The 24,444-nt window shown below is 53.1% G+C and carries 22 protein-coding genes; 14 read left to right on the top strand and 8 right to left on the bottom strand.

All coding sequences use genetic code 11. The annotated features are described in order from the left end of the window. Positions 1-63 precede the first annotated feature (63 nt). The 3 genes from glnL to Q4579_RS14625 form a co-directional block, all read right to left on the bottom strand. Positions 64-1,113: a nitrogen regulation protein NR(II) gene (gene glnL / locus Q4579_RS14615; protein WP_211650131.1), complete on the bottom strand. Its 1,050-nt coding sequence runs from the start codon at positions 1,111-1,113 to the stop codon at positions 64-66. Positions 1,114-1,472: 359 nt separating this feature from the next. Continuing rightward, entirely contained in the window at positions 1,473-2,882 is a 1,410-nt protein-coding gene (gene glnA, locus Q4579_RS14620; RefSeq protein ID WP_303565249.1) for a glutamate--ammonia ligase, read from the bottom strand. Between the two features lie 372 nt (positions 2,883-3,254). Continuing rightward, positions 3,255-3,431: a hypothetical protein gene (locus Q4579_RS14625; RefSeq protein WP_303565250.1), complete on the bottom strand. Its 177-nt coding sequence runs from the start codon at positions 3,429-3,431 to the stop codon at positions 3,255-3,257. On the opposite strand from Q4579_RS14625, the gene typA reads away from it, so the two are divergent. Further along, on the top strand, positions 3,430-5,259 hold the full coding sequence (gene typA, locus Q4579_RS14630; RefSeq protein WP_303565251.1) for a translational GTPase TypA: 1,830 nt from the start codon (positions 3,430-3,432) through the stop codon (positions 5,257-5,259). The genes Q4579_RS14625 and typA overlap by 2 nt on opposite strands. A 116-nt stretch (positions 5,260-5,375) precedes the next feature. Here typA and Q4579_RS14635 read toward each other — a convergent pair whose 3' ends face one another. Then, positions 5,376-6,020 carry a DUF2959 domain-containing protein gene (locus Q4579_RS14635; RefSeq protein WP_303565253.1) on the bottom strand — a complete coding sequence of 215 codons (645 nt, stop codon included), beginning with the start codon at positions 6,018-6,020 and terminating at the stop codon, positions 5,376-5,378. Positions 6,021-6,189: 169 nt separating this feature from the next. On the opposite strand from Q4579_RS14635, the gene Q4579_RS14640 reads away from it, so the two are divergent. The 3 genes from Q4579_RS14640 (at position 6,190) to Q4579_RS14650 (ending at position 8,592) form a co-directional block, all read left to right on the top strand. Continuing rightward, positions 6,190-7,146 (top strand): virulence factor BrkB family protein, encoded by a 957-nt coding sequence (locus Q4579_RS14640; protein WP_303565293.1) that lies wholly within the window; start codon positions 6,190-6,192, stop codon positions 7,144-7,146. Positions 7,147-7,155: 9 nt separating this feature from the next. Then, entirely contained in the window at positions 7,156-7,593 is a 438-nt protein-coding gene (dtd, locus tag Q4579_RS14645; RefSeq protein ID WP_303565254.1) for a D-aminoacyl-tRNA deacylase, read from the top strand. Between the two features lie 78 nt (positions 7,594-7,671). Continuing rightward, positions 7,672-8,592, top strand: coding sequence for a bifunctional GNAT family N-acetyltransferase/hotdog fold thioesterase (locus Q4579_RS14650; RefSeq protein ID WP_303565255.1), 921 nt, complete (start codon positions 7,672-7,674; stop codon positions 8,590-8,592). Here the strand turns inward: Q4579_RS14650 and Q4579_RS14655 are convergent. The 4 genes from Q4579_RS14655 to hslR all read right to left on the bottom strand — a co-directional run bounded on the left by Q4579_RS14655 (position 8,547) and on the right by hslR (position 14,070). Further along, positions 8,547-10,565, bottom strand: coding sequence for an AsmA family protein (locus Q4579_RS14655; protein WP_303565256.1), 2,019 nt, complete (start codon positions 10,563-10,565; stop codon positions 8,547-8,549). The genes Q4579_RS14650 and Q4579_RS14655 overlap by 46 nt on opposite strands. Positions 10,566-10,815: 250 nt before the next feature. Continuing rightward, positions 10,816-12,450, bottom strand: a complete 1,635-nt coding sequence (gene pckA, locus Q4579_RS14660) for a phosphoenolpyruvate carboxykinase (ATP) (RefSeq protein WP_303565257.1) — start codon at positions 12,448-12,450, stop codon at positions 10,816-10,818. A gap of 310 nt (positions 12,451-12,760) precedes the next feature. Beyond that, positions 12,761-13,639 (bottom strand): Hsp33 family molecular chaperone HslO, encoded by an 879-nt coding sequence (gene hslO, locus Q4579_RS14665; RefSeq protein ID WP_303565258.1) that lies wholly within the window; start codon positions 13,637-13,639, stop codon positions 12,761-12,763. A 26-nt stretch (positions 13,640-13,665) separates the two neighbouring features. Beyond that, positions 13,666-14,070 carry a ribosome-associated heat shock protein Hsp15 gene (gene hslR, locus Q4579_RS14670; RefSeq protein WP_303565259.1) on the bottom strand — a complete coding sequence of 135 codons (405 nt, stop codon included), beginning with the start codon at positions 14,068-14,070 and terminating at the stop codon, positions 13,666-13,668. 327 nt (positions 14,071-14,397) lie between these two features. On the opposite strand from hslR, the gene gspC reads away from it, so the two are divergent. Genes gspC through gspL form a run of 10 tightly spaced genes read left to right on the top strand, consistent with a single transcriptional unit; the run spans position 14,398 to position 24,419 of the window. After that, entirely contained in the window at positions 14,398-15,306 is a 909-nt protein-coding gene (gene gspC / locus Q4579_RS14675) for a type II secretion system protein GspC (protein WP_303565261.1), read from the top strand. A 38-nt stretch (positions 15,307-15,344) separates the two neighbouring features. Further along, the gene (gene gspD / locus Q4579_RS14680) at positions 15,345-17,360 is read left to right on the top strand and encodes a type II secretion system secretin GspD (RefSeq protein ID WP_303565262.1); all 2,016 of its coding nucleotides are present in this window, start codon (positions 15,345-15,347) and stop codon (positions 17,358-17,360) included. After that, entirely contained in the window at positions 17,360-18,856 is a 1,497-nt protein-coding gene (gene gspE, locus Q4579_RS14685) for a type II secretion system ATPase GspE (RefSeq protein WP_303565263.1), read from the top strand. Before gspD ends, gspE begins: the two co-directional genes overlap by 1 nt. Then, positions 18,856-20,076 (top strand): type II secretion system inner membrane protein GspF, encoded by a 1,221-nt coding sequence (gene gspF, locus Q4579_RS14690; protein ID WP_303565265.1) that lies wholly within the window; start codon positions 18,856-18,858, stop codon positions 20,074-20,076. Before gspE ends, gspF begins: the two co-directional genes overlap by 1 nt. A gap of 23 nt (positions 20,077-20,099) precedes the next feature. After that, positions 20,100-20,531, top strand: coding sequence for a type II secretion system major pseudopilin GspG (gspG, locus tag Q4579_RS14695; protein WP_303565267.1), 432 nt, complete (start codon positions 20,100-20,102; stop codon positions 20,529-20,531). Positions 20,532-20,537: 6 nt separating this feature from the next. Then, the gene (gene gspH, locus Q4579_RS14700) at positions 20,538-21,113 is read left to right on the top strand and encodes a type II secretion system minor pseudopilin GspH (RefSeq protein WP_303565268.1); all 576 of its coding nucleotides are present in this window, start codon (positions 20,538-20,540) and stop codon (positions 21,111-21,113) included. Beyond that, positions 21,110-21,487 carry a type II secretion system minor pseudopilin GspI gene (gene gspI, locus Q4579_RS14705; RefSeq protein ID WP_303565270.1) on the top strand — a complete coding sequence of 126 codons (378 nt, stop codon included), beginning with the start codon at positions 21,110-21,112 and terminating at the stop codon, positions 21,485-21,487. Before gspH ends, gspI begins: the two co-directional genes overlap by 4 nt. After that, entirely contained in the window at positions 21,477-22,139 is a 663-nt protein-coding gene (gene gspJ / locus Q4579_RS14710) for a type II secretion system minor pseudopilin GspJ (RefSeq protein WP_303565271.1), read from the top strand. The genes gspI and gspJ overlap by 11 nt, the downstream gene beginning before the upstream one ends. Continuing rightward, the gene (gspK, locus tag Q4579_RS14715; protein ID WP_303565272.1) at positions 22,136-23,155 is read left to right on the top strand and encodes a type II secretion system minor pseudopilin GspK; all 1,020 of its coding nucleotides are present in this window, start codon (positions 22,136-22,138) and stop codon (positions 23,153-23,155) included. Before gspJ ends, gspK begins: the two co-directional genes overlap by 4 nt. Beyond that, positions 23,124-24,419: a type II secretion system protein GspL gene (gene gspL, locus Q4579_RS14720; RefSeq protein WP_303565273.1), complete on the top strand. Its 1,296-nt coding sequence runs from the start codon at positions 23,124-23,126 to the stop codon at positions 24,417-24,419. Before gspK ends, gspL begins: the two co-directional genes overlap by 32 nt. Positions 24,420-24,444 lie beyond the last annotated feature (25 nt).

A 24,444-nucleotide genomic window follows, 5' to 3' on the forward strand; every position in this document is an offset into this window, starting at 1 on the left:
CGTTGTGTCCTTTGTGTGCTTCCCGGGCAAAAAGGCAATGAGGATGAGCGCCCGGCTGCTTTGTTATTCTGTGGTTTGAATCGGTAAATAAATCGAAAACCGGGTTTGCCCCGGCCAACTGGTGACTTCAATTTTGCCGTGGTGCTGGTCAATTAAATTCTGGGCAATCGACAGTCCGAGACCGTTGCCGCCTTCCCGGCCAGTCACCATGGGATAGAATAGAGTGTCCTGAATATCGGCCGGGATCCCGGGTCCGTTGTCGATAATGTCAATTTTGGCAGCTATCCGGTGGCGCTGGCCGTGAATCATGGCCTGCAGGGCTGTCCGGGTTTGCAGCACAATGGTGCCGTGGCCCGGCTGCTGGCTCAGGGCCTGTGCAGCATTACTGACAATATTGAGAATGGCCTGTTCCAGTTGCTCCGGATCCATACTGAAATCGGGCAGGCTGGGGTCGTAATCGCGCTGAATCGTGAGCTTTTGATCTCTGTGGTCGAGTGACACCAACTGACGCACTTTTTCCAGCACCACATGAATATTGCCGACCGTCCGGATCCCGGGTTTTTGCGGCCCCAGCAGGCGGTCAACCAGATTACGCAGACGGTCTGCCTGAGCAATGATCATTTGGGTGTATTCGGTATAACTGGGATCGGGCAGGGTTTTCTCGAGCAACTGGGCGGCACCACGCAGGCCACCCAGCGGATTTTTAATCTCATGCGCCAGACCCCTCACCAGCTCTTTGGCGGCCTGCTGCTGGGCGTGCTGGCTGATTTCCTGACTGATACGACGCTGCTGATCGATGGGTTTCAGTTCCAGCAGGATCAGAACCTCTTTTTGCCAGCTGACCGGGCTGGCGTTGATTTCCAGCGTATGATGACGGCCGTCAATCACCAGCGTGACTTCACCATCCGTGAGTCCCTGACCGCTTTGCACTGTGGACTGAATCAGGCCCAGATCCAGCGAACTGTGCTGCAGTAAATCCGGAAACCGGCTGCCCAGCAGGCGCCGCTGACTGCAGGACATCAACTGTTCTGCCGCCGGATTGACGTAGCGAATCTTGAGCGGTTCATCCAGCAGGATCACCGCCGTGACCAGATTGTTGAGAATCAAAGGCATAAACACAGCAGTCACAGTTTCTTCCTTGTGGTGTGTCCCTGTTCGTGTCTTGTCAGACCCGGCAGGTGTATTGCACTATTTTGGTGCATAACAGTGTAGCTCGTCTCTCTGTCTTTGTGCAGTACTTTGCAGGCGGTCGCCGGATGGGGGTCTGGAGACGGTGCAATCCGGTGTTTGGTCTGTGTCGTACTGATCTTCTGGGTATCTCTGAAAGCAATAATGCAATAAGAGTGCCGCCTTTGCTGCGGGTGGTGCCCGCGGTTCAGCGGTGAAATCTAGGGTGCGTCTGAAGGAAGGCCGACAAAAAAGGCCTGCATGAGCAGGCCTTTCATCAGAGATTCAGTCTGTATTGCTCAGGATTAAACGGAGTAGTACAGGTCGAATTCCAGCGGGTGAGTCGCCATGTTCAGACGCTCAACATCTTTGGATTTCAGCGCGATGTAAGAATCGATGAAATCGTCAGAGAATACGCCGCCAGCAGTCAGGAACTCACGGTCCTCATCCAGTGCTTTCAGAGCGATTTCCAGAGACTCTGCTACTTTTGGAATCTCTGCTGCTTCTTCTGCAGGCAGATCGTACAGGTCTTTATCCATCGCTTCGCCCGGGTGGATCTTGTTCTTGATGCCGTCCAGACCCGCCATCAGCAAGCAAGCAAACGCCAGGTATGGGTTTGCTGCCGGATCCGGGAAACGTGCTTCGATACGACGTGCTTTCGGGCTTGGGACCACAGGGATACGGATAGACGCAGAACGGTTACGTGCAGAGTATGCCAGCATGACTGGCGCTTCGAACCCAGGAACCAGACGTTTGTAAGAGTTGGTTGATGGGTTTGCGAATGCGTTGATTGCGCGCGCATGCTTGATGATACCGCCAATGTAGTACAGCGCCATTTCAGACAGACCGCCGTACTTATCGCCTGCAAACAGGTTCTGGCCGTCTTTTGCCAGAGACTGGTGCACGTGCATCCCGCTGCCGTTGTCGCCAACCAGTGGCTTCGGCATGAAGGTTGCTGTTTTACCAAATGCGTGCGCGACGTTATGCACAACATACTTGTAGATCTGGATTTCATCCGCTTTGGAAGTCAGGGTGTTGAAACGGGTTGCGATTTCGTTCTGACCCGCAGTGGCCACTTCGTGGTGGTGCGCTTCAACAACCAGGCCCATTTCTTCCATGATCAGACACATGGCAGAACGGATGTCTTGAGATGAGTCAACCGGTGCAACCGGGAAGTAACCGCCTTTCACGCCAGGACGGTGACCTTTGTTACCCCCTTCAACGCTGGTGCCTGTGTTCCATGCAGCTTCAATGTCGTCAATTTTGAAGAAAGAACCGGACATATCAGTTGCAAACTTCACGTCGTCGAACAGGAAGAATTCTGGCTCTGGGCCAATCAGCACTGTATCTGCGATACCTGTGCTGCGCATGTACTCTTCTGCACGCTTGGCAATGGAACGCGGATCGCGGTCGTAACCTTGCATGGTTGCAGGTTCCAGGATGTCGCAACGAATGTTCAGGGTTGCATCTTCAGTAAACGGATCCAGCACAGCAGTAGTTGCATCCGGCATCATGACCATGTCAGATTCGTTAATGCCTTTCCAGCCAGCGACCGAAGAACCGTCGAACATTTTACCGTCTTCGAAGAAGTCAGCGTCGATCTGGTGAGCGGGGATAGAGATGTGTTGCTCTTTACCTTTGGTATCGGTAAAGCGTAGGTCAACAAATTTAACTTCGTTTTCCTGGATCAACGCGAGTACGTTTTCTACTGACATCTTAAGTAACCTCCGGTGTTAGATTTGGGCAACTGGCCGCAAAAAATATTTGGAAGGGAACAGTCATGTGCTCCGATACCAAGAATATTGCGAAATCCATGCCAACTTTTAAAAGCCCCAAAATTGCTCTGTTTACGCCCTGTCATGGCGCTCAGTACCGAAAAACTTGGGCTTCCGTGCACTGTTATGGTGAGGTCGCGCACCAATATGGTGCAATTTGGGGTTCATCTCCCGCTTTGCGGCCTGTGCAAACAGACTGTCAAAGACTTCGGCTATATTTAGCCCACGCAGGTGAATTGTCAATCACCTGCGTGGCGGGCGGGTTGCACTATAAAAGATCAGTCCGACAGGGTTCAATCTAATTGGCTGTTTTTAATCATTTTTTTGTGTTTTTCTCATCGGGCGCTGCCAGTTTGGTTCCGATGCGATGATATAAATCACATAATTGCTGGGTTTTGGCGTAAAATCTGGTAGATTATGAGCCGTTTTTTTAATCAGTGATGCCCTGTGATCAGGGAGTCGCAATAGCTGAGTGAATGCCAAATCCATGTCTAATCCACAGATCGACAAATTACGTAATATCGCAATCATTGCGCACGTAGACCACGGTAAAACGACCCTGGTAGATAAACTGCTGCAGCAATCAGGTACTCTGGACTCCCGTGGCGGCGTTGAAGAACGCGTGATGGACTCCAACGATATCGAAAAAGAGCGTGGCATTACCATTCTGGCGAAAAACACCGCCATTAACTGGAATGATTACCGCATCAATATCGTGGACACCCCGGGACACGCCGACTTCGGTGGTGAAGTAGAGCGTATTATGTCGATGGTGGATTCTGTACTGCTGATCGTCGACGCGGTTGATGGCCCGATGCCACAAACCCGTTTCGTGACGCAAAAAGCGTTCGCACACGGCCTGAAGCCAATTGTTGTGATCAACAAAATCGACCGTCCGGGCGCACGTCCTGACTGGGTGATGGATCAGGTATTCGACCTGTTTGACAACCTGGGTGCTTCTGACGAACAGCTGGACTTCCAGGTGGTTTACGCATCAGCACTGAACGGCTGGGCGACACGTGAAGAAGGCGCAACAGGCGAGAACATGGAACCGCTGTTCCAGGCGATCGTCGACAACGTGGCTGCGCCATCTGTTGACGTTGACGGCCCGCTGCAGATGCAAATCTCTCAGCTGGACTACAGCTCTTACGTGGGCGTGATCGGTGTTGCCCGTGTCACCCGTGGTTCTGTCAAACCAAACCAGCAAGTGACCATTATTGGTGCAGACGGCAAAACCCGTAACGGTAAAGTCGGTACGGTCATGGGCTACCTGGGTCTGGAGCGTCACGATATCGATCGTGCCACGGCTGGTGACATCATCGCGATCACTGGTCTGGGTGAGCTGAAAATCTCTGACACCATCTGTGATGTCAACGCGGTTGAAGCACTGCCTGCGCTGAGCGTCGATGAGCCAACTGTCACCATGACTTTCCAGGTGAACACCTCTCCGTTTGCCGGCAAAGAAGGGAAGTTCGTGACTTCTCGTAACATTCTGGAGCGTCTGCAGAAAGAGCTGGTCCATAACGTTGCGCTGCGCGTTGAAGAAACAGAAGACCCGGACAAATTCCGCGTGTCAGGTCGTGGTGAACTGCACCTGTCGATTCTGATCGAAAATATGCGTCGTGAAGGCTTCGAGCTGGCGGTATCCCGCCCTGAAGTGATCATCAAAGAAGAAAACGGCCAGCTGATGGAACCGTTTGAAACGGTGACCATTGATGTGATGGAAGAGCATCAGGGCGGCGTGATGGAGAAAATCGGCCTGCGTAAAGGCGAGCTGAAAGACATGGCACCGGATGGTAAAGGTCGTGTGCGGATGGACTTTGTGATGCCATCGCGTGGCCTGATCGGTTTCCAGACTGAGTTCATGACCCTGACTTCAGGTTCTGGTCTGATTTACCATACTTTCGATCATTATGGTCCGCACAAAGGTGGCGAAATCGGTCAGCGCGTTAATGGTGTACTGATTGCAAACGCCGCGGGTAAAGCGCTGACAAACGCCCTGTTTAACCTGCAGGAGCGTGGTCGTCTGTTCATCGGTCATGGTGTTGAAGTTTACGAAGGCATGGTGATTGGTATTCACAGCCGCGACAATGACCTGACGGTAAACGCCCTGAAAGGCAAGCAGCTGACCAACGTTCGTGCATCCGGTACGGATGATGCGCAGGTACTGACGACGCCAATCAAATACACTCTGGAGCAGGCACTGGAATTCATCGATGACGATGAGCTGGTGGAAGTGACGCCGGAAAGCATCCGTATTCGTAAGAAACTGCTGACGGAAACGGATCGTAAGCGTGCGAGCCGTGGCGCGAAGTAAGTTTTAAAGCGTGCGCCAGCTTTGCTGGCGCCGAAGAAAAAATCCCCCGAATGCTGACCGAATGGTTTTCACCGGGGGATTTTTTTATGCCGGTTGTTTGGTTTCGCTTGCGTCGCTTAGCTGTGGCGGTTCAACTGGGAAATAAATCGCTCAGATTCTGAAATGGCCGCACGCATATCGCTGATGGCACGCTGAATATCCCGCTCCAGTGAGCGGAACTCACCCTGCAGCGAGCCAATCGCAGCCGCATTCAGGTTGTGCTTCAGATACAGGCTGTTGTCGCGCAGTGTATTGAGTACCGGCTTCATTTTGCCTTCGGCTCTGTGCATCGCCGAAATCATTTTCTCGTAAGAGGCGCGGGTTGCCCTCAGCTTCTTCTCGCTGTCACGGCGCAGATTGCTACTGGTATACAGACTCAGTTCCTCCTGCCATTCTTCAAACAGGGCATCGGCCACATCTTCAATGGCTGCAATCCGATCACTGACTTTATCGGCGGCGTCGTTGCTGGATTCGTATTGTGCATTGACCCGCTCGTAGGTTGTTTCCAGCTCACCGCCATCAAATTGGGTCAGTGATTGCAGGGCTTCCAGTGCAGAAGTAAATTGTTCCTGTGCATCTTTCTGAGCATTGGTCGCATCTTCTACACGGTCGACCATGATATCTCGTTTATGGACGCCGACAGATTCCATGGCAGAATAATAGGCACTCTGACAGCCAGACAGTAGGGTCAGACTCAGAATCAGGACGAAAGCATAAGGCATTGGAAAGCTCCTGGCTGGCGAGCGGTCAGTTGTGATTCTGTACCGGACGCACTATGTTCTTGATATACATACTGACGATGGTGAGGCAGATGAACCCGTACGCTCACCGTTTAAGTTTCATTCAACCTGCGATAAAAACAAAGATTGATCCAATATGCCAGATAAAAAAATGATACCCGGACCGGGTTTGCGCCAGACGGTCACAGTTCTGTTGCATTTTGTTCAGTATTTATACCGGAGACTTGACCACGATCGGCTGACTGTGACAGCCGGATCAATGGCTTATGTTACTTTGCTTTCTCTGGTGCCGCTGATCACTGTGGTGTTATCGGCCCTGTCGAGCTTTCCGGTGTTTGCGTCGCTGGGTGAGCAATTGCAGGCTTTTGTCTTTGAAAACTTCGTCCCGACGGCCGGAGATGTGGTGCAAAACTACCTCAACGAGTTTGTCGCGAATGCCGGGAAAATGACGGCGGTGGGGATTGGTGCACTTTTTGTGGTCGCCATTTTGCTGATCTCTTCAATTGATAAGTCTCTTAATTATATCTTTCGGATCCGCCAGTCCCGGCGTCTGGTGATTTCATTTTCGATTTACTGGATGGTCCTGACGCTGGGACCGATCCTGGTGGGCTCCAGTCTGGCCATCAGCTCTTATCTGGCCTCGCTCAATATAATGGGCAGCGAAACGGTCAGCGGGTTTGTCCGGCAATTACTGCGTGGCCTGCCGGTACTGATGTCAACGCTGGCCTTTCTCGGACTCTATCTGCTGGTGCCTAACACCAAAGTCCGATTGCGTAATGCCCTGATTGGTGCTCTGATTGCCAGTGCGTTGTTTGAGCTGAGCAAGAAAGGATTTGCGCTCTATATTACGAATTTTCCCTCCTATCAGGTGATTTACGGTGCGTTGGCTGTGGTGCCGATTCTCTTTGTCTGGGTCTATCTGTGCTGGTGTATTGTGCTGCTGGGTGCGGAGATCACGGCCAGTTTGTGTGAGGAAAAACACTGGCGTCAAGCGGCTGTTCCGGATGATTCTGCCGAAACGGGTCAGAACCGCCATTTGGCATCAGTGGACAAATCCGCCGACAAATCGGACAATCCTCCGCCAGAAGAGAAACATTCCAAGCGGTAGGGGAAATGAATGATTGCACTGATACAGCGCGTCAGTGAGGCCAGTGTCACTGTCGACGGCGCCGTGACTGGTGCCATTGGCAAAGGTTTACTGGTGCTGCTCGGCGTCGAAAAAGGCGATGACGAAGCGAAAGCGAAGCGCCTGCGGGACAAAGTGCTCGGTTACCGGGTCTTTGAAGATGATGCCGGAAAAATGAACCTGAATGTCCAGCAGGCCGGGGGCAGTGTGCTGGTGGTGTCGCAGTTTACGCTGGCGGCAGATACCAAAAGCGGGATGCGTCCGAGCTTTTCTGCCGGCGCAAGTCCGGTTGAAGCCGAACGTCTGTACGATTACTTTGTCCACGCGTGTCAGGAAAAAGACATCCGGACAGAAACCGGGCGTTTTGCGGCAGACATGAAAGTGGCCTTGCTCAATGACGGGCCGGTGACATTCTGGCTGCAGTGCTAGCCTACACTGATAAAGTCGACTGTAAACCCAGTGGGTGAGCCGTTGTACGCATGGATTTGAAAACTGGAGAAGGACCTTATGTTTCGACTGATCACCCCGCAAACGGATGTGGAGCTGGCGCGTTATTTTGATTTTCGCTGGCAAATGCTGCGTCAGCCCTGGCATATGCCGGTTGGCTCGGAGCGGGATGCTTACGATGCATTGAGTTGTCATCGCATGATTGTCGACGATGCAGGTCAGCCCGTCGCGATTGGCCGATTATATATGACACCGGAAAATGACGGCCAGATCCGCTACATGGCCGTCCATCCGAATTATCGCAACAAAGGTATGGGTGGTTTGTTGCTGATGGCGCTGGAATCGCTGGCCCGTCAGGAAGGGGCCAAACGTCTGGTCTGTAATGCCCGTGAAGAAGCCATTCGTTTTTATCAGATCAATGGGTTTAGCAATCAGGGCGAGCTGAATGAAGAACGTGGCCCGGTTCGTCATCAGCAGATGCTGAAGTACCTGGACCCGTTGACGGAAGTGGTGCGCCACCCGGACTGGTGTCAGGAACTTCAGGATGTTTGGCACTCCCAGATCCCAATCAGCGACAAAATGGGTGTAAAAATCAGCCAGTATACCGGATATCGTTTCGAAGTCTGTGCGCTGCTGAACGCGAACCTTAATCCCAGAGCCACCATGTTCGCCGGCAGTATTTTTACCATGGCAACGCTGGCGGGCTGGGGATTTTTGTGGATGTTGCTGAAAGAGCGCCAGCTCCAAGCGGATATCATGCTGGTCGACAGTAAAATTCGCTATTCTGCACCGGTGACAGCTCGGCCTCGCGCTGTCACCGGGGTGGAAACCCTGACCGGCGATCTGGATCGGATTGCCAACGGTCGCAAGGGGCGTATGGTGGTCGAGGTACAGGTGTTCAGTGGTGAAACCCTCGCGGCAACGTTCACCGGGACTTATATGCTGTTCCGCTCACAGGAAGAGACCATAGTCTCCTGCTGATCATTGTGCCAGCGCCGGGTGATCTGCTGACAGCCATCACTGGCGTTCAGTTGGATAGCCCGGTCTGACGGCGTCGCCAAATCCCATTCTCCGGTCAGATCTGCCTGTAATTGCTCGCTCTGGAATTGCATCGGACTAAGACGAATGCGTCCGCGGTCTGCACGGATTTGTACCGGACTGAGTGTCACCGGCATCTGGGTCGATATGTCTTCTGCACCTGATTGGGGCAGCGTCAGTGCGCTGAGTTGTTGCCAGCGATCCAGAACCGTGGCTTCCGGCTGCGTCAGGGCCAGTTTCCGGAATGAGGCATCCAGTTCTCCCTGCAGGCTGTAGGCCAGACCGCGATGAAATTCACCCAGCCCGCTGGCCTTGGCGGTGAGGTCGATTGCGCCCTGCAACGGCAATGGTAGCCCCAGCCATTGCGTCAGCAATTGCGCCGGCAGACTGTCACCCGATAGTTTGAACTGCCAGGGCCAGCCGGATTCATTGAGATGAATGTCTCCTTTGCCTTCCAGCAGCCCTTCACCAATCGGTAAACTGAGTTGGGTGATCTGCCAGTGTCCGGCCTGACTTCGCATCGTCAGCCAGGGATCGCGCACCGTAATCTGGCGAATGTTGGTGAATCCGGCACCGGCAGCAAACTGACCCTGCCACAGACCGGGTTGTCCTTCCCGGAGTAATACCAGTCCGGTTCCTTCGAGATTAATGTCACTGAGCTGAAACGGCAGCGGTGGATAAGTCCCGGTCAGCTGACTGTAGTTGACGGATAATTGATCCACACTGAGTTCCTGAACCTGATGCCACCACTGGCTGAGTTGCGTCTGGAGCGGCGTTTGCGGGGCCAGATCGCCCATCAGCCAGGCCTGAATCGTTTCCGGCATCACCCAGCGAACGCCATTCAGTTTCAGCTGGTGCAGAATCACGGCATCCGGCGTCAGTGTGGCTTCGGTGCGTACATAGCCTTCCAGCAGCCGGGCGGAAAAACCATTCAGGTTGATTTGCCCCGGGGAGATCTGGAGTTCAGCAAGCGGGCTCTCCAGCAGCAGATCATGCCAGCGCAATGTGTCTGCATTCAGGGTCAGCCGTGCATCAGTCTGCTGCCAGAGTTCGCCTGGCCAGTGCCAGTTTTCCAGCGACAGACTGGCCTGATTGGTACTGAATTCGGCCTGTTCAACACTGCTGTCGAGCACATCAAGCCGGCGCAGCTCAAGGCTCAGACCAGACGACCGGACACGTTCAGTCAGGGTCTGAACAGCTTGCTGAGGGAAGGTGTTGTCCAGTTGTAAGCGGGTGGCCGTCAGCTGATGCACGATCAGGCGGCGGGCCTCAGAGAGATATTCGGCCTGGCCGTTGAACCCGGCATGACGCCAGTTGAAAGATGCGCCGTAAATTGTCCACTCTTTTGTGCTGCGCTCTCCGTCAATCAGAAGTTTGCTCAGGGTCTGATCCTGCCAGATGGCCTCATCGGCAGACAGACGAAAATCGCCGGAGAATGCCGCCCAGAGCGGCCCCCGGTTGTGCCATTGATCCAGCTCCAAACGGGCATTGTTCAACTGAATTTCGGGGGTCTTCAGATTGAGTTCGGTCAGCGCCAGGCGTTGTGCACTGATGTGCGGCGCGTGCTGCTCAAATTCAGGCAGGCTGTTTAGGGTGAGTCCCTGAATTAACAAACTGTCAAAATGCCAGCCGTCACGGATGAGCGTCTGGGGAGCCAGCCAGAGGTCGATGACCTCAGCCTGCAACGGTAACTCGCCATCGCGGTGCCAAATTGGCTGAATCAGGCGCAGGTGACGGGGATCGCTTTGAATGGAGTATTCAATGTCTGCGACCTCAAACCGGGCATCGCCGATCACGCGAAACACGGAATTGACCATGCCTGCTCCGTGCCGGGTATGCAGCAGGATCAGCGCAATCGTCGCTGCCATCAGCAGCAGGATGAACAGGGAAGCTATGATTTTGAAGATGAATCGCATGCCGAACTCCATATCAGCCGCCAAACCATGTTTAGGCCGCTGCCGGGCGATCGGGCGGTGATGAAAATCCTGAGAAAACTGCATGGTCTGGTCGGTGTAAAAAGAGTGACGGAATCACGGATGCTTGGCAAGAAATGCGGCTGAAATTTGTTGCTGATTTAGCGTTTCATGAAAGAAGTCGTTCGGGTGTGCGCTTGGTTCAGAGACAAACAAGCCCTGCTGTGCAGGGCTTGTGCAGACTGAACGATGTTTAATCGAGTTGCGGGCCGGCAGCAACCAGTGCAGCGCCCTGGGCATTGTCGGTGTATTTCTCGAAATTGCGGATAAAGCGCTGGGCCAGATCCGTTGCTTTCGCTTCCCATGCCGCAGGGTCTGCGTAGGTATCACGCGGATCCAGAATTTTCGGATTCACGCCAGGCAGTGCCGTCGGGACGGTTAGGTTGAAAATCGGCACCTGTTTGGTGTCGGCCTGCTCAATGGAGCCATCCAGAATCGCATCAATGATGGCACGGGTATCCTGAATCGAAATTCGCTTGCCGGTGCCATTCCAGCCGGTGTTGACCAGATAAGCTTCCGCGCCGGCTGCTTCCATTCGCTTGACCAGTACTTCGGCGTATTGCGTCGGGTGCAGGCTCAGGAACGCATTGCCGAAACAGGCCGAGAAGGTGGGTGTCGGTTCGGTAATCCCACGCTCAGTGCCCGCCAGTTTGGCGGTGAAGCCCGACAGGAAGTGATATTTGGTTTGCTCTGGCGTCAGCTTGGAAACCGGTGGCAGGACACCAAAAGCATCCGCGGACAGGAAAATCACCTTGTTGGCGTGGCCACCGCGGGAAACCGGCTTCACAATGTTGTCGATGTGATACAGCGGGTAAGAGACGCGCGTATTTTCGGTTTTGGAGCCATCATCAAAATCAATGGTGCCATCCGGGCGTACAGTCACGTTTTCCAGCAGTGCATCACGGCGGATGGCATTGTAGATGTCTGGCTCGGCTTCTTTCGACAGTTTGATGGTTTTCGCATAGCAGCCGCCTTCGAAGTTGAATACGCCGTTGTCATCCCAGCCGTGCTCGTCATCCCCAATCAGCTTGCGTTTTGGATCGGTCGACAGCGTGGTTTTCCCGGTGCCGGACAGGCCAAAGAAGACAGCCACATCACCATTTTCCCCCTGGTTGGCTGAGCAGTGCATGGAAGCGATGCCCTGCAGCGGCAGGAAGTAGTTCATCATCGCGAACATGCCTTTTTTCATTTCACCGCCGTACCAGGTGCCGCCAATCAGCTGCATGCGCTCGGTCAGGTTAAACACGGTGAAGTTTTCAGAGTTCATCCCGTGTTGCTGCCATTGGTCGTTGGTGCACTTCGCACCGTTCATGACCACGAAATCGGGCTCAAACGTTGCCAGCTCTTCGTCGGTCGGACGGATGAACATGTTTTTCACGAAATGTGCCTGCCAGGCCACTTCTGTGATGACGCGGATACACAGGCGTGTATCCGGGTTCGCACCACAGTAGCCGTCGATCACAAACAAACGTTTTTCAGAAAGCTGGTTGGCGACCAGAGATTTCAGATCTTGCCATACGGCAGGCGTGATCGGTTTGTTGTCGTTATTTCCCTGGCTGGACCACCACAGGGTGTCGCGGGTGGTGTCATCTTCAACAATGAACTTATCTTTCGGGGAACGGCCGGTAAAAATACCGGTATCGACAGCAACGGCACCTAGCTCAGTCACTACGCCTTTTTCATAACCAGCCAGTTCTGGTTTGGTTTCTTCAGCAAAAAGGACTTCGTAGGTCGGGTTACGAAGGACTTCTTTCACGTTCTGGATACCATACAGGGATAAATCCAACTGTTGGGTAGCCTGGTTTTCTTCGGCGTGCATGACGGTCATCAGCGGCTCCTTGGGGGTAAGAGGTAGTATTGGCTGTCTTTTTTTACCCTGAAGTCAGGGAGGTAACTTTTGTTGTAACCACATACATAAAGTGGTTATTGAGCTGTATTTTTTATCTGTACCTAGCCTAATTTTACCCTGTCAGGAAAGGGGAATGCCAGTGTAAGTGGTTAATATTACTTGCTAATTAAGGTGAGTTATCCTGTAGGTACCTTACAGAATGCAGCAGAAAATTGTGTCGGAGTTAAAAAAAAAGCCAGCATGCTGCTGGCTTCTGTAATTTACTTTCAGTCTTATTCAGTGCTGAAAATTAATGCTGGGTCGATTGATCGCCTTCAGAGCCGGTTTCAAACAGGCTGGTGATGTCGATACTGTCGAAATCGTAACTGGTACCGCAGTAGTCACAATGCAGTGAAACTTTGCCTTCTTCATGCAAAATGCGTTCAACTTCAGTCCGATCCAGCAGCTTGATTGCTCCGGCGCTGCGCTCTCGTGAACAGCCACAGTGGAAAGCAACTGACTGAGGTTCGAACAGTTTTACTTTTTCCTGATGATATAGACGGTACAGCACATCTTCGGCTGTCAGTGTGAACAGTTCTTCGTTCTTCACGGTTCCGGTTAACTGCTCCAGATGCTCGAAATCGCTGATATCGCCTTTGCCGTCCGGCAGAATCTGCAGCAACATGCCCGCTGCTTTTTTCTGACCGTCCTGTTCGCCGGTGCGCAGCCAGATTCGGGTTGCCAGTTGCTCTGAATTGGCAAAATAACTTTCCAGACAGGCGGCGAGGTTCTCTCCTTCCAGCCCAACGATGCCCTGATAGCGCTCACCCTGATTCGGGGTGATGGTAATGACCATTTGGCCTTTGCCCATCAGGTCATGAATGTTGCCTTCAGCCGGGATGTCCCCATCCCAGCGCGCAACACCGCGCATCTGCTGGTTATGATCGCCATTAATGACCGCCAGTTTCACCGGACCGTCTCCCTGAAGCTGAACGGTAATCGACCCTTCGAATTTCAGCGTCGCAGTGAGCAGGCTGGTGGCGACCAGCAGCTCACCCAGTAAGGTCTGCAATGGGGCCGGGTAATCTTTGCTGCCGATAATGTGCTGGTAAGTGTCGCTCAGCTGAACGAGTTCACCCCGCACAGAAACATCGTCAAACAGGTAACGGTAAAGAGTATCGCTGGTCATGATTTTGTTTTCTCCGGCAATCACGGTCAGTGATTGCTTTTAAACTTAAGTATATCGCGTCGCTGCTTCTTATCCGGACGTTTATCCGGATGCGGGTTGTTGGCGTTGAGTTTGCGCATCTGGGCCTGTTGCTCACGTTGGGCAAGGCTGGCCTCGGTTTCCTGATACAGGGTTTGGGCTTCCGGGGCGCCACGCCTTGCGCCGGACACTTTGAGGATGGTGACGGTTTTTTCCTCATTGCCTTGCCGCAGTTTAATTTCTGCGCCCACTTCAACAAGTTTACTGGGCTTGGCTCGTTGGCCGTTGTAGTGCACTTTACCGCCATCAATCATATTGCGCGCGATGGAGCGGGTTTTATAAAAGCGGGCAGCCCACAGCCATTTGTCTAACCGCACGTCTTGTGCGTCGGATTCGGATGTTTGCCGGCTCATGTTCTGGCTCCTTACCCAAATGGGCGCTAAAAATATCACATCGGAAAAGCCGCGTCAGCTCTCCTAAATGGTGATGCCAGATCGCAAATTCAACAATGAATGGGAAATTCCTCACATGAAACAACATTCTAATTGCGAGAGTTGTGTTTTTTCGGTGAGTGGGTTTGCTATATTAACCTGTCATGCAACAAGATGAGTTTTTATGGGGACCTTTCATGCAGAAAACTGCTTGATTTTTTGGGAACCTTAACCAAGGCTGTCTTGTCATATTATTGATTACACAGAGTCTCGAGGCAGAAACAAGTAATGGATGTAGCGAGGGTAACAATGCATTGGCGTCAGGCTGTCGCGGGCAAACGAATGCCATCCATGCAGACCCTGACACGAATCGTGACTTGGGGGCTGGTCGTTCTTCTGGCCTGGATACTGGGCCGCTTAGTCTGGTCATTCATGCAACCGGTTGAATCTCCTTCCGTCTGGCAAGCCCCTTCGGTTCAGGCTGCCGCAAGTAAACAGCAGGGATTTCAGGTCTCCGATATTACAGGGATGGAGCTGTTTGGTCGCTATCGTGCAGATGCACCCCAAGTCACGCCAGAGCCCGTGAAACAGGATGCACCGGAAACAAAACTGAATCTGACGCTGGTGGGGGTCGTTGCCAGTAATGATCCGAACACCACTCTGGCGGTTATTACAAACCGGGGCAAACAAAATACTTACGGGCTGAATGAAGCGATCGACGGGACACGAGCCACTTTACAGGCCGTGTATGTGGATCGGGTGATCATCCGGAACAATGGCCGGGATGAAACCTTAATGCTGGATGGCGTGAAGTTTGGTCAGAACGGCACCGCCCGTGCGACGTCGCCTGTATCAGCACCTGCTGTACGACAGGCTCCGGAGCCTCAGGAAACAGAAGCCAACAGTGGGGATGAGCTGGCACAAATTAAACAGGAAATCATGGAGAAACCACAAAACCTGTTTTCTTACATTCGACTGTCGCAGGTTAAACAAGATGATGATCTGATTGGTTACCGGGTGAATCCGGGGAAAAACCGGGTACTTTTTGATGCCGTCGGGCTACAGCCGGAAGATCTGGCAGTGAGCCTGAACGGTAATGATTTGAAGGATCCGGCCGTGATGGCACGGCTATGGACCGAACTGTCTTCCGCCACGGAGCTTACGCTGACCGTGGAGCGCGATGGGCAGTTACATGACATATATATTGAGCTGCAGTAGCAGCCTGAACACATTGCGTACACACGCAGGAGTTTGTTGTGAAAAAATGGATGGGTAAGGGCACCCTGTGGCTGGCGGCCAGCCTGCTGTCAACGCCGTTGTTGGCAAGCGAATTCAGCGCCAGTTTCAAAGGAACTGATATTCAAGAGTTTATTAATATCGTTGGACGTAATCTGGAAAAAACGATCATTGTCGACCCATCCGTCAGGGGGCAAGTGAATGTACGCAGTTACGATCTGCTGAATGATGAGCAGTATTATCAGTTTTTTCTAAATGTTCTCGAAGTTTACGGGTTCGCCGTCGTTGAAATGGAAAACGGTGTGCTGAAGGTGATTCGAGACAAAGACGCAAAAATCTCTTCTATTCCTGTGGTTGACAGTAAAACCCAGGCACAGGGCGACGAAGTTGTCACCCGTGTGGTTGCGGTTCGGAACGTGTCGGTCCGGGAACTTTCTCCTTTATTGCGTCAGCTCAATGATAACGCTGGTGCCGGTAACGTGGTTCACTATGACCCGGCCAATATCATCATGATCACCGGCCGTGCGGCGGTGGTGAATCGACTGGCAGAGATTATTGAGCGGGTCGACCGCGCCGGTGATAAAGAAATTGATGTCGTCGAACTGAACAATGCTTCTGCCGCCGAAATGGTGCGGATTGTTGATGCGCTCAACAAATCAGCCGATGCCAAATCGACGCCAGAGTTCTTGCAGCCGAAACTGGTAGCGGATGAGCGGACCAACTCCGTGCTGCTATCCGGCGATCCGAAAGTGCGTGAGCGCCTCAAGCGTCTGATTCGCCAGTTGGATAAAGAAATGGCCAGCTCGGGCAATAACCGGGTGGTTTACCTCAAATACGCCAATGCCGAAGAGTTAGTGGATGTGCTGAAAGGCGTGTCGGATAACTTGCAGGCTGAAAAGCAGGGTAACGGTCAGACAGCCAGCAGTAAACAGAGTGAAGTCATGATTTCGGCGCACGCCGATACCAATGCGCTGATCCTGACTGCGCCGCCAGATATCATGCGGGCTCTGGAAAACATCATTGCTCAGCTGGATATCCGCCGGGCCCAGGTTCTGATTGAAGCCATGATCGTCGAACTGTCAGAAGGTGCCGGGATTAACTTCGGTATCCAGTATGGCTCGAAGGAAAATGGTGTGGTTCAGTTTGGTAACTCCAATGTTCCGATTGGCCAGTATCTGATTGGTCTGGAAGAAGCGCAGGATACCACCCGAACGGAGCAACGCTTCGACAACAATAATAATCTGGTCGATGTGGAGGTGACCGAAAGCGGCGACTTCACCACACTGGGTCAGGTGTTGTCGGGCGCGAATGGTGCAGTGCTGGGCCTGATCATGGGTGACTGGACCATGCTGGTGAATGCTGTGGCCAGTGACCGTGAATCGAACATTCTGTCGTCGCCGAGTATTACCGTGATGGATAACGGTGAAGCGTCGTTTATTGTCGGTGAGGAAGTTCCGGTTGTGACCGGTTCAACGGCCAGCTCAAATAATGACAACCCATTCCAGACCGTTGAACGGAAGGAAGTGGGCATCAAGCTGAAAGTAACACCTCAGATAAACGAAGGGGACTCGGTTCAGCTGAAAATTGAACAGGAAGTCTCGAACGTGCTTGGTGCCAATGGTGCCGTCGACGTGCGTTTCTCGAAGCGTCAGCTCACCACCTCGGTACTGATTCAGGACGGTCAGATGATTGCGCTGGGCGGTCTGATTCAGGATGAAACCAACGAAAATGAATCGAAAATCCCGTTACTGGGCGATATTCCGATTCTGGGGCATCTGTTTAAGTCCAACAATACCAGCCGGGGCCGGACCAACCTGATGGTCTTTATCAAACCCACGATTATTCGTGATGGGGTGACGGCGGATGGGATTACACAGCGTAAGTACAACTATATCCGTGCAGAGCAATTGTATAAGGCAGAAGAAGGGTTGCGTCTGATGCCAAGCACCAAGTCGCCGGTATTGCCAAAATACGGCGAGGATATCTCGTTGCCGCCGGAAGTCCGCGCCTTCGTTTCGCGTCTGGAGGAGCAGTAATGGACAGCATGCACCCGACTGAGCTGGTGCAGTTCCGTTTGCCATTTTCGTTTGCTAAGCGCCACAAAGTGGTACTGGAAGCGGGCGAGCAGGGCCGGGTGCTTTATCATGGCGGCCCTTTGAAAGCGGTCGTGCTGGCAGAAGTTCGTCGTGTTTGTGGCAGCAGCTTTCGCGTTGAAGAACTGGCCCCGGAGATGTTTGAACAGCGTCTGACCGATGCCTATCAACGTGATTCTTCGGAAGCCCGGCAACTGATGGAAGACTTAGGCTCTGACAGCGATGACTTTTTCTCGCTGGCGGAGGAGCTGCCACAAACCGAAGACCTGCTGGAATCGGAGGATGATGCGCCGATTATCAAACTGATCAATGCGATGCTTGCCGAAGCGATCAAGGAAGGGGCCTCGGATATCCATATCGAAACCTTTGAAAAAGCCCTGTCGATCCGATTCCGGGTCGATGGTGTGTTGCGGGAAGTCCTGAATCCGAGCCGGAAACTTGCGCCTTTGCTGGTGTCGCGGATCAAAGTCATGGCCCGGCTGGATATCGCAGAAAAGCGTGTGCCTCAGGATGGCCGGATCTCCCTGCGTATTGGTGGTCGTGCTGTGGATGTGCGGGTGTCGACCATGCCATCGTCTCACGGTGAGCGTGTGGTGCTGCGTCTGCTGGACAAAAATGCCACACGTCTGGATTTGCACAGTCTGGGAATGACGGCCGGGATTCATGAACATTTTCAATATCTGATCCAACGGCCGCACGGCATTATTCTGGTCACCGGTCCGACGGGTTCCGGTAAGTCCACGACATTGTATGCGGGCCTGCAGGAGCTCAATAGCAGCGAGCGGAATATTCTGACGGTAGAAGATCCGATCGAATTTGATATCGATGGCATCGGCCAGACCCAGGTCAACTCTAAAGTCGATATGACGTTTGCCCGCGGACTGCGTGCGATTCTGCGTCAGGATCCGGATGTGGTGATGGTCGGTGAGATCCGAGACCTGGAAACGGCCTCGATTGCCGTGCAGGCCTCGTTGACGGGTCACATGGTGATGTCGACTCTGCACACCAATACTGCTGTCGGTGCCATTACCCGTCTGCGGGATATGGGCATTGAACCTTTCCTGGTCTCTTCCTCTCTGCTGGGCGTGTTGGCACAGCGTCTGGTCCGGACGCTCTGTAAAGAGTGCCGTCAGCCTTATCTGGCAGACAGTGAGCAGAAAAAACTCTTCGATATGCCTGAATATGAATCGTTGACGCTGTACCACCCGGTTGGTTGCGAGCACTGTAACAATAAAGGTTACCGGGGCCGGACCGGGATCCACGAGCTCTTGCTGGTGAATGAACAGGTGCAGGAACTGATCCACGCTGATGCCGGTGAACAGGCGATCGAAAAAGTGATTCGTCAGCATACACCCAGTATCCGTGATGATGGCCTGGCGAAAGTCCGACTGGGGATCACCACGCTGGAAGAAGTCATGCGGGTCACCAGGGAGGGATAATGGCAGCGTTTGAATATAAAGCGCTGGATGCCAAAGGGCGCCAGAAAAAAGGGGTGATGGAAGCCGATACGGCGCGCCAGATCCGTCAGCAACTGCGTGAGCAGGGGCTGATCCCGGTGGAAGTCAGTCAGAGTCACGAGCGGGAAAAGCGAAAAGCCGGTGGACGTATTGCCTTTCGCCGGGGGATCAGTACCAATGATCTGTCGCTGCTGACCCGCCAACTGGCAACCCTGGTTCAGGCGGGCATGCCGCTGGAGGAATGTCTGCGTGCGGTGGCGGAGCAGAGTGAAAAAGCCCGCCTGAAAAATATGCTGCTGGCTGTTCGCTCCCGGGTCGTCGAAGGTTACACCTTATCCGACAGTATGGCGGAATTTCCGCATATCTTTGATCAGCTTTTTCGTGCAATGGTGGCTGCGGGTGAAAAATCCGGTCATCTGGATACGGTTCTGAACCGGTTGGCCGATTACACGGAAAACCGTCAGAAAATGCGCAGTAAATTACAGCAGGCGATGATCTATCCCACCATGCTGACACTGGTCGCGGTGTCTGTGGTGGCGTTCCTGCTGGCAACGGTTGTGCCAAAAATTGTGGATCAATTTGTTCATATGGGCCAGGAACTGCCGCAGATCACTCAGGTGCTGCTGGTGGCCAGTCACTTTGTTCAGAACTGGGGGCTCCTCGTTGTGCTGGCGATTCTGCTGTTGATCATGGGCGTGCGCATGGCTTTGCGTCGTCCGGATCTGCGGCTGAATTGGGATCGGCACATGATGGGCGTCCCTGTTATCGGGAAAGTGGCACGGGGACTGAATACGTCGCGATTTGCCCGGACGCTGTCGATATGTACTTCCAGTGCCATCCCGCTACTGGAAGGGATGAAAGTGGCCTCTCAGGTCATGACCAATACCTGGGTGAACCAACAGATTCTGGAGGCGTCTGATAAAGTGCGCGAAGGGGCCAGTCTGCGGGTCTCGCTGGAGCAAACCAAGCTGTTTCCGCCCATGATGCTGCATATGATCGCCAGTGGTGAGCGCAGTGGTGAGCTGGAGCAGATGCTGACCCGGGCGGCCGATAACCAGGACAGAGATTTTGAATCTCTGGTGAATATGGCACTGGGGGTTTTTGAACCCCTGCTGATTGTCGTGATGGCTGGGATTGTGATGTTTATTGTGATCGCAACCCTGATGCCGATTATTGCCCTGAATAACATGGTGGGCATGTAGTTTTTCCTTTGGAGGTTATGTAAATGCAACGTCAACAACGCGGTTTTACCCTGCTTGAAGTCATGGTGGTTATCGTGATTTTGGGCGTCTTGGCTAGTCTGGTAGTGCCGAATCTTTTGGGTAATAAAGAAAAGGCCGACCAGCAGAAAGTCGTGACCGATATCGGTGCACTGGAGCAGGCACTGGATATGTACAAACTGGATAACAGTATCTATCCAAACAATGAACAGGGGTTGGACGCGCTGGTGAAAGCACCGAGTCCGGAGCCGCGTAATTACCGCAATGGTGGTTACATCAAGCGCTTGCCACAAGACCCTTGGGGAAATGATTACCAGTATATGATGCCGGGTGAGCATGGTTCTGTGGATATCTACAGTCTGGGTGCGGATGGCCAGGAAGGCGGTGAAGGGGTGAATACCGACATCGGCAACTGGAATATGCTGGATTACCGTTAAGACACTATGTTCCGTAAGGCTGCCGGATTTACCCTGATCGAACTCATGCTGGTGCTGGTGTTGCTGGCAACCAGTGCCGTGGCTGTCATTCTGACTTTGCCTGCTCCGAAAGACGATGTGCTGAAAGAAGAAGCGCAACGCTTTCATTATCTGGTGCAGTTGCTGGGTGAGGATGCCATGCTCAACGGTCGTGATTATGGGGTTCGGGTCGACAGAAAAGACTACCGCTTTTTTGAATTGGCGCCGGAAGGCTGGCAGCCCCTGAAAGACTCACGTTATTTTACTGAAGTGAGTCTGCCCAATGAACTGGGTATGGACGTGAAAATTGGCAGCGATGCCTGGCAGGACGATGATCGTCTGTTTGAGCCGGGCTCGCTGTTTGATGAAGACCTGTTTGCCGAGGAAGAAGACAAACAGGCAAAACCCCCGCAAATCATCGTGATGGCGAGCGGAGAATATACCCCGTTTTCGGTGACCTTCGATGCAAGCGGAGAGACGGAGGTCTGGCGGGTGGAAGCCGATGAAGTCGGACAACTGCATCTGCTGGCGCCGGGCGAAACGCGCGAGGGGAATGAACCATGATGTCTGGTTTTACCACACGCAGGTCGGCCGGATTTACGTTACTGGAAGTGTTGGTTGCTCTGGCGATTTTTGCAACGGCCTCGCTGAGTGTGATGAAAGCGGTGGGCCAGCACATCAACACTATCGGCTATCTGGAGCAGAAAACGTTTGCAACCATGGTTGCAGATAATGAGCTGGCCCGGCTTCTGATGACCGGCGATAAACTGGCGTCGGAAAAGAAAGGCAAGTCAGAATTGGCGGGACAGACCTGGTACTGGTCTGTGAAAAGTACGAAAACTGCAGATGGTTATCTGCGTGCACTGGATGTGTCTGTGGCGACAGATGAAGCGATGAAAGATCGGGTGGCAACCCTAAGGACCTACATTGAAAACTGATTGCCACTCACGCCAGCGTTCAGCCGGTTTTACCTTGCTGGAAGTCCTGGTCGCCATTGCTGTGTTTGCCATGCTGAGTATCTCGGCATATCAGGTGATGAACGGCGTCCAGCGCAGCGATGAACAATCCCGGGAACATAATACCCGCCTGCAGGAAATTCAGCGGGCGATGGTGATGCTCGACGGTGATTTCCGTCAGATGGTTGCCCGTCAGGTCAGACAACAGGGCAATGCAGAAAGTGGCCCCTTACTTCAGAGTGGAGAATACCTGCTCGATTCCGCCAGCCATGGCATTATTTTTACCCGGGATGGCTGGCAAAATCCGCAGCAGATGTTCCCTCGCAGTGAAATTCTTCGGGTCGGCTATCGTATTGTTGAAGAAAATTTAGAACGGGTCTGGTTCCGGTATCCGGATACGGTCGTCGGGGCCGAGCCGCTGGTGCGTCAGGTTCTGACGGGCGTGACTGCCCTGAAATTCAGATTCTATGGCGCACAGGGCTGGCAGGAAAACTGGACGGATAACACTACGTTACCGAAAGGGATTGAAGTCACCCTGACGCTGAAAGACTTCGATAAAATTGAACGGGTTTATTTGTTGCCGGAGGCAAAGTTACCTTCGGGCACCAAGCGGGATGATGAGGCAGATTCATGAGGCCGTTACCCAGAAATCAGCGCGGCGTCGCCTTGATCGTGGTTTTACTTTTATTGGCCATGATGACCTTGCTGGCCGTTCAGATGACTGATCGCCTGCAACTGAATTTTTACCGGGTTGAAAATCAGGTGTTTAATCAGCAGGCCTATTGGTATAGCCAGGGGATGGAGCAACTGGCCAAAGTGGCGATTGAGCAAAGTCTGTCTGATAGCGACACCGTCAATCTGAGTCAGGTCTGGGCGACAGAAGGGCAGAGTTATCCGCTGGATAACGGAGAAGTGAAAGGCAATATTTATGACTTACAAGCCTGCTTCAATCTCAATGCTTTATCGGGTCAGACCCCGGAAAGGGATCGCACAAACAAGCCATTTCGGGTCCGTTTTCTGCAGTCTCTGCTGGAAGAAAGCGGATCTGAAAGTTATGAAGCGGAAGTCGCAGCAGACTCGGTCTGGGAGTATGTCGATCCGGATGAGACGGTTTACAGTGCTTACGGTGCTGGCGACAGCAGCTATGAAGGATTTTCACCTGCCTATTTACCGCCGCGTAACCTGATGGCGGATGTCACGGAGTTTCGCGCCGTGAATGGCGTGAGCGCCAAGATGTATCAGCAAGCGCGGCCTTTACTCTGTGCTCTGCCAACCACAGATTTGCTGATCAATGTGAATACCGTCAAAGCCTCACAGGCAGCATTGCTGGCCGGTGTATTCACTCCGGAGCTGAGCCTGGATGATGCCCGTCAGTTAATTGAAAATCGCCCGTATGATGGCTGGCAGGACGTGGATGCTTTTCTCGCAGAGGGAGCGATTAACCGGGTATCGAAAGCTGTCCGGGATCAGGCCAAATCTTATCTGGCCGTCAAAAGTGATTATTTCGAGCTGGATGCTGAAGTGACAGTAGACCGGGCCCGAATGCGAATTTTAGCCCTGCTCAAACGAGACGGGGAAGACAAGGTGACTGTGGTACGTCGCCGTTATGGAGGAATGAGTGAGCGAGTTTCTGACGATAAGGCTGAGTAGCCGTCCTGCCGGGCCGGTACATTGGCTGGTCTGGTCGCTACAGCAACAGGAAGTGATTGCTTCAGGTGAGCTGGCTGACAGCAGTCAGCTGGGTGAGCTGGCTGAATATGGGGCAAACCGACCAGTGTATTTACTGGTGCCGGGAAGTGATGTGCTGCTGAGTCAGGTATCCATTCCTTCGGGCTCCGGCCGCCAGCTGGCACAGGTGCTGCCTTACCTGCTGGAAGAAGAATTGGCTCAAGATGTGGACGATTTGCATATCCACATGCTCAAGCGTGAGTCAGACAAGGCACATGTTGCCGTGGTCAGCCATCAGCGGATGGAAGCCTGGCTGGCAGAGTGTGAATCCGCAGGTCTGACCGTCCGTCAAGTGATACCAGACTGCCTTTGCCTGCCAGCTTTTGAAAACAGCTACAGCGCTGCGGAAATTGAGGGGCAGTGGTTACTGCGTCAGTCTGAAACGCAGGGCATTTGTGCTGACCCGGATTGGTTAGCGGGCTGGTTGATGGCCCAGAAAGTGCCGTTGATCAGTCAGGTGATGGAAGAAGAATCTGCAGAGCTGCAGGCTGAAGATGCGGAAGCGGCTGCTGAAGCGCTGATGGATGAAGATGCAGCGCAAACTCAGACACGGATCCGGCATTTCACACCGGCGCCGCAGGGGATGCCGGGTCACTGGCAGGCCGAAGCGCCGGAGCTGGTGATGGCCTTGCTGGCAAAAGGAGCCAGTGAGAGTAAAGCAAGCCTGTTATCGGGGCCATATAAATTACAGCCGACCTGGCATAAGGCGTTCAAACCCTGGCGGAAAGTCGGCATTGCGGCCGCGTTAGTGTTAGGCGTGATGATTGCGGAATACGTGATCAGAGTTCAGAGCATGGAGCAGCAGGCGCAGGCATACCAGAACGAGAGCTTCCGGATTATTCATCAGGTGCTGCCACAGCATAAAGGGATCAATCGATCCAGTTATCTGAGAACCCAGATGATCAATGAGGAGCGCCGGCTGGGTGGGACTGAATCAGGTCAGGGGCTTTTACCCTGGCTGGTGAAATTGCGACCGTCGCTGAGCAAAGTGCCTCAGATTTCCGTGCAGAACCTGAAATATGATCACAACCGGAATGAATTACGCTTACAGGCAGTCGCGGGAGAGTTTCAGCATTTTGAACAGCTCAGAGTATTACTGGTGGAAGATTTCGAAGTGGATCAGGGACAACTGAACCGGGATGGTCAGCAGGTCAGCGGTGCGCTGGTCCTGAGGAGGCGAACGTGAACCAGTGGTTTAAAGCACTGAGCAG

Origin of the sequence: Photobacterium sp. 1_MG-2023 (assembly GCF_030547945.1) — a bacterium.
Lineage (GTDB): Bacteria > Pseudomonadota > Gammaproteobacteria > Enterobacterales > Vibrionaceae > Photobacterium.